At 74.3% G+C, this 5486-nt stretch carries 4 protein-coding genes; all 4 read left to right on the plus strand.

Annotated features, from left to right (window positions below):
• Window positions 1–2337 (plus strand): rifamycin-inactivating phosphotransferase (gene rph / locus AC2CHG_RS29725; RefSeq protein ID WP_484526050.1); only part of this gene is annotated, 2337 nt, incomplete at its 5' end.
• 48 nt (window positions 2338–2385) lie between these two features.
• Entirely contained in the window at window positions 2386–2754 is a 369-nt protein-coding gene (locus AC2CHG_RS29730; RefSeq protein ID WP_366619525.1) for a MerR family transcriptional regulator, read from the plus strand.
• Between the two features lie 42 nt (window positions 2755–2796).
• Window positions 2797–3891 carry an oxidoreductase gene (locus AC2CHG_RS29735; protein ID WP_484526051.1) on the plus strand — a complete coding sequence of 365 codons (1095 nt, stop codon included), beginning with the start codon at window positions 2797–2799 and terminating at the stop codon, window positions 3889–3891.
• A gap of 169 nt (window positions 3892–4060) precedes the next feature.
• Window positions 4061–5413 (plus strand): glycoside hydrolase family 10 protein, encoded by a 1353-nt coding sequence (locus AC2CHG_RS29740; RefSeq protein WP_484526052.1) that lies wholly within the window; start codon window positions 4061–4063, stop codon window positions 5411–5413.
• Window positions 5414–5486: the final 73 nt, after the last annotated feature.

A 5486-nucleotide genomic window follows, 5' to 3' on the forward strand; every position in this document is an offset into this window, starting at 1 on the left:
GTCGAGCGGGCCGCGCTGCCGGCCGAGGTCGCGGCGGCGGTCACCGCCGCGCTGGCCGGGCTCGGCGCGGACGCCGCGTACGCCGTGCGGTCGAGCGCGACGGCGGAGGACCTGCCGGACGCCTCGTTCGCGGGCCAGCAGGACACCTACCTGAACGTGGTCGGCACGGCCGAGGTGCTGCGGCACGTCAGCCGCTGCTGGGCCTCGCTGTTCACCGACCGCGCGGTGACCTACCGGCGGCGGCACGGCATCGACGACCGGGCCGTGGAGATGGCGGTGGTGGTGCAGCGGATGGTCGTCCCGGAGGCGGCGGGGGTCATGTTCACCGCCGACCCGGTCACCGGCGACCGGACGGTGGTGTCGGTGGAGGCCGGCTTCGGTCTCGGCGAGGCACTGGTCTCCGGCCTGGTGAACCCGGACGTCTTCACGGTGCGCGGCGGCGCGGTGGCCGGCCGGACGATCGGCGCGAAGGCGCGGGCGGTGTACGCGGCGCCCGGCGGCGGCACCCGGGAAACGTCGGTCGACCCGGCGCGGCAGGCCCAGCCCGCGCTGACCGACGCGCAGGCGGTACGCCTCGCCGCGCTGGGCCGGCGGATCGAGGCGTACTTCGGCTGCCCGCAGGACGTCGAGTGGGCAGTGACCGGGGACGACGTCCACATCCTCCAGAGCCGGCCGATCACCACGCTGTTCCCGGTGCCGGCGGCCGCCGCCGACGGGCGGTTCCACGTCTACCTGTCGGTCGGCCACCAGCAGATGATGACCGACGCGATGAGGCCGCTGGGCCTGTCGATGTGGCGGCTGACCGCCATGGCGCCGATGCACGAGGCGGGTGGCCGGCTGTTCGTCGACGCCACGCCGCACCTGTCCACGGCGGCGGGCCGGGCCGCGTTCCTGGGCATGATCGGCCGGGCCGACCCGCTCACCCGGGACGCGCTGGAGACGGTCCTCGCCCGCGACGTCGTACCGGCCGCGCCGGACCCGGCTCCGGCCGGCCCGCCCGCGGGCGGACCGCCACAGCCGATCGACACCGACCCGGCGATCGTCACCACGCTCGTCGAACGCAGCCGGGAGTCGCTCGCCGCCCTGCGCCGCGACGTCCGCGGCCGCTCCGGACCCGAGCTGTTCGACTTCCTGGCCGAGGCGTTCGCCGAGCACAAGCGGGTGCTCACCGATCCGGTGAGCGCCCAGGTGATCATGGCGGGGATGCAGGCCACCTGGTGGCTCAACGACAAGCTGGGGGAGTGGCTCGGCGAACGCGACGCCGCCGACACGCTCACGCTGTCCGCGCCCGGCAACGTCACCGCCGAGATGGGGCTGGCGCTGCTCGACGTGGCCGACGTGGTCCGCGCGTACCCCGAGGTGGTGGCGTTCCTTCGGGACGCCGCCGACGACGGGTTCCTGGACGAGCTGCCGAAGCTCCCCGGTGGCGCGCGGGTGCGCGAGGCCGTCGAGGGCTACCTGGACCGGTACGGCATGCGCTGCGTCGGCGAGATCGACATCACCCGGCCACGGTGGAGCGAGCGCCCGGCCACGCTCGTGCCGCTGATCCTGGACCACGTCCGCACCTTCGCCCCGGGTGCCGCCGCGCGCCGCTTCGCCGAAGGCCGGGAGCGGGCCGAGGCGAAGGCCCGGGAGGTGCTGGACCGCCTGCGCGCGCTGCCCGACGGGGAGCGCAAGGCCGCCGAGACGCGGGCCGCTATCGAGCGGGTACGGACGTTCGCCGGCTACCGGGAGTACCCGAAGTACGACATCGTGAGCCGCTACGCCGTCTACAAGCAGGCGCTCGTGGCGGAAGCCGGTCGGCTGGCGCGCGCCGGTGTGCTCGCCGACCCGGAGGACGTCCACTACCTCACCTTCGACGAGTTCCGGGAGGTCGCGGCGACCGGGCGGGTGGACGCCGGGCTGATCCGCAGGCGCCGGGAGGAGTTCCGGTCGCACCAGGCGCTCACCCCGCCCCGGGTGCTCACCTCCGACGGCGAGGCCCTCAACGGCTCGTACCGGCGGGACGACGTGCCACCGGGCGCCCTGGCCGGGCTGGCGGTCTCGGCCGGCGTCGTCGAGGGGCGGGCGCGGGTCGTGACGGACCTGGCCGGCGCCGACCTGGAGCCGGGCGACATCCTCGTCACCGCGCACACCGACCCGAGCTGGACGCCGCTGTTCGTCGCAGTCGCGGGCCTGGTGACTGAGGTGGGCGGCCTGATGACGCACGGCGCGGTGATCGCCCGTGAGTACGGCCTGCCCGCGGTGGTGGCGGTACCGGACGCGACCCGGCTGATCCCCGACGGCGGACGGATCCGCGTGCACGGCACCGCCGGGTACGTCGAGCTGCTGTCCTGACCGGCGCGGGATGCTCGATGATGGACGTGCGACGAGCGGGGAGGCGTGATGCGGATCGGGGAGCTGTCGGCGCGTACCGGGGTGAGCGCCCGGTCCATCCGGTACTACGAGCAGCAGGGCCTGCTCGCCGCCGTGCGGACACCGAGCGGGCAGCGGGTCTTCGCCGAGTCGGCGGTGGACCGGGTCCGGCTCATCCAGCGGCTGTTCGACGCCGGGCTGAGCAGCCGCCGGATGGCCGAGCTGCTGCCCTGCGTGACCGACCCGGAGATCCGCACCTCGTGGCTCACCGACCGGCTGCGCGAGGAGCGGGCCCGGATGACCGCGGAGATGGCGCGGCTCGCGCACGCCGTCGCGGTGCTCGACGACGTCGTGTGCGACATGAGCGTGACCGAGGACACCCGGGATCCGGCCGCCTGAACGCTTGCCCTTGACACCGGTGTCAACTCCTAGCGTCGGGTCATGAACGCGACTCTGGACACCGCCTCGCCGCTGGCGCCGCTGCTGGCACCCGTCACCGTCGCCGGGCTGTCGGTGCCGTCCCGCTTCGTGATGGCGCCGATGACCCGTAACCGCGCGCCCGGTGGCGTGCCGACGCCGGAGATGGCCGGCTACTACCGCCGCCGCGCCGCGGCGGGCATCGGCCTGATCGTCACCGAGGGCGTGCTGGTCGACCATCCCAGCGCCGGCCACGAGGACACCGTGCCGCGGATGACCGCCGGTGCGGCCGAGGCCGGCTGGCGGGGCGTGGTCGAGGCGGTGCACGCCGCCGGCGGCCGGATCGCCGCGCAGCTGTGGCACCTGGGCAGCCTGCGCGAGCCGGTGGACGGCCGTCCGGCGTGGACCCCCTCGGGGGTACGCGAGCCGGGCCGCCCGGCGCCGCACGCGATGACCGCCGCCGACGTGGACGTGCTGCTCGCGGCGTACGCGGACGCGGCAGGGGTCGCGGTGCGGGCCGGGTTCGACGCGATCGAGATCCACGCCGCGCACGGTTACCTGCTGGACGAGTTCCTGTGGCCGTACACGAACCGCCGGACCGACGCGTTCGGCGGCTCGCCGGAGCGGCGGGCGGCGTTCCCGGCGGCGGTGGTGCGCGCGGTACGCGCGCAGGTCCCGGCGGGCCGGCCGGTGATCGTGCGGTTCTCCCAGTTCAAGGAGCGCGCGTTCGACGCGCGGATCGCCGAGACCCCGGCCGAGCTGGCGCGGATCCTCGGGGCGTTCGCCGAGGCCGGCGCGGACGTGCTGCACGCCTCGCAGCGCCGCTTCTGGCAGCCGGCGTTCCCCGGCTCGCCGCGGAACCTGGCCGGCTGGGCGAAGCGGCTCACCGGCCTGCCGTCGATCACCGTCGGCTCGGTCGGGCTGCGGCGGGACTTCCTGCGCCCGGACGGCCCGGAGTCGGTGGCGGGCCTGGCCGCGCGGCTGGCGGACGGGGAGTTCGACCTGGTCGCGCTGGGCCGCGTGCTGCTCGGCAACCCGGCCTGGGTGACGCACGCCGTGGCCGGCCGGCTGGACGAGATCGTCGACTACCGCAAGGCGCACGAGGACGTCTATCCCTAGGCGGCAGGGGTTGACGCCGGGGGATGTTATCGCTCACAGTCGATGGCAGGGCATGAGCGCCGCAAGGCTCACCGGGCGAGCCGCGCTGGGCGTACCCGACACCGTCACCGGACGCGGGGTCGGGGACTCGCACCACCACCATCGCGTAACCCCCGGAAGAGGAATCCGCATGAGACGAAAGAGAGCCTTGCTGACCACCGGCATCCTGGCCGGCGCGCTCGCCGCCGGGATGGCGGTGGCCCTGGCGCCGTCCGCGAGCGCCGGCACCACGCTGCGCGCGTCGGCGGCCGAGAAGGGCCGTTACTTCGGCGCGGCGGTCGCCACCGGCAAGCTGTCCGACAACACGTACGCCACGGTGCTGAACCGCGAGTTCAACTCCGTGGTGGCCGAGAACGAGATGAAGTGGGACGCCACCGAGCCGCAGCAGGGGCGGTTCAGCTACACCGGCGGCGACCGGCTGGTCAGCCACGCCCGCACGAACGGCATGTCGGTGCGCGGGCACGCGCTGCTCTGGCACCAGCAGCAGCCGTCGTGGGCGCAGGGCCTGTCCGGCAGCGCGCTGCGCAACGCCGCGATCAACCACGTCACCCAGGTCGCCACCCACTTCCGCGGGCAGATCTACGCCTGGGACGTGGTGAACGAGGCGTTCGCCGACGGCGGCAGCGGCGGGCGCCGCGACTCGAACCTGCAGCGCACCGGCAACGACTGGATCGAGGCGGCGTTCCGGGCGGCCCGCGCCGCGGACCCGGGCGCGAAGCTCTGCTACAACGACTACAACACCGACGGGATCAACGCGAAGTCGACCGGTATCTACAACATGGTCCGCGACTTCAAGTCGCGCGGCGTGCCGATCGACTGCGTCGGCTTCCAGTCGCACCTGGGCACCACGATCCCCGGTGACTACCAGGCCAACCTCCAGCGCTTCGCCGACCTGGGCGTCGAGGTGCAGATCACCGAGCTGGACGTGATGACCGGCGGCAACCAGGCGAACATCTACGCCGCCGTGACCCGCGCCTGCCTGGCGGTGTCGCGCTGCACCGGCATCACGGTGTGGGGCGTCCGGGACTGCGACTCGTGGCGCGGCTCGGACAACGCGCTGCTGTTCGACTGCTCGGGCAACAAGAAGGCGGCGTACAACGCGGTGCTCGACGCGCTGAACGCCGGCGGCAACAACCCGCCGCCGACCACGACGCCGCCGCCGAACAACCCGACCACCCCGCCGCCGGGCCAGGGTGGATGTTCGGCCTCGGTGACGCTGAACTCCTGGACCGGTGGCTTCGTCGCCAACGTGAAGGTGACAGCCGGCTCGTCGGGCACCCGGGGATGGACGGTCACCATGACGTTGCCGGGCGGCGCGAGCATCACCAACACCTGGAGCGCGACGGCGAGTGGTAACAGCGGCACGGTGCGGTTCGCGAACGTGGACTACAACGGCCAGCTCGGCGCCGGTCAGAGCACCGAGTTCGGGTTCCAGGGCAACGGCAGCGGATCGGGCATGACGCCCACCTGCTCCGCCTCCTGAGCGCAGGCGTCGCGGGGGGGGCCCCGCGTGCCGCCCCCCGCCCGCCCGGCGCGTGCGCCCAGGCGCCCCGTCT

Source organism: Micromonospora sp. ATLC20, from assembly GCF_057196585.1.

Bases quoted from the DNA above. Each gene is read 5' to 3' on its own strand.
- AC2CHG_RS29730 (WP_366619525.1), top strand. From the start codon at position 2,386: ATGCGGATCGGGGAGCTGTCGGCGCGTACCGGGGTGAGCGCCCGGTCC.
- AC2CHG_RS29735 (WP_484526051.1), top strand. From the start codon at position 2,797: ATGAACGCGACTCTGGACACCGCCTCGCCGCTGGCGCCGCTGCTGGCA.
- AC2CHG_RS29740 (WP_484526052.1), top strand. From the start codon at position 4,061: ATGAGACGAAAGAGAGCCTTGCTGACCACCGGCATCCTGGCCGGCGCG.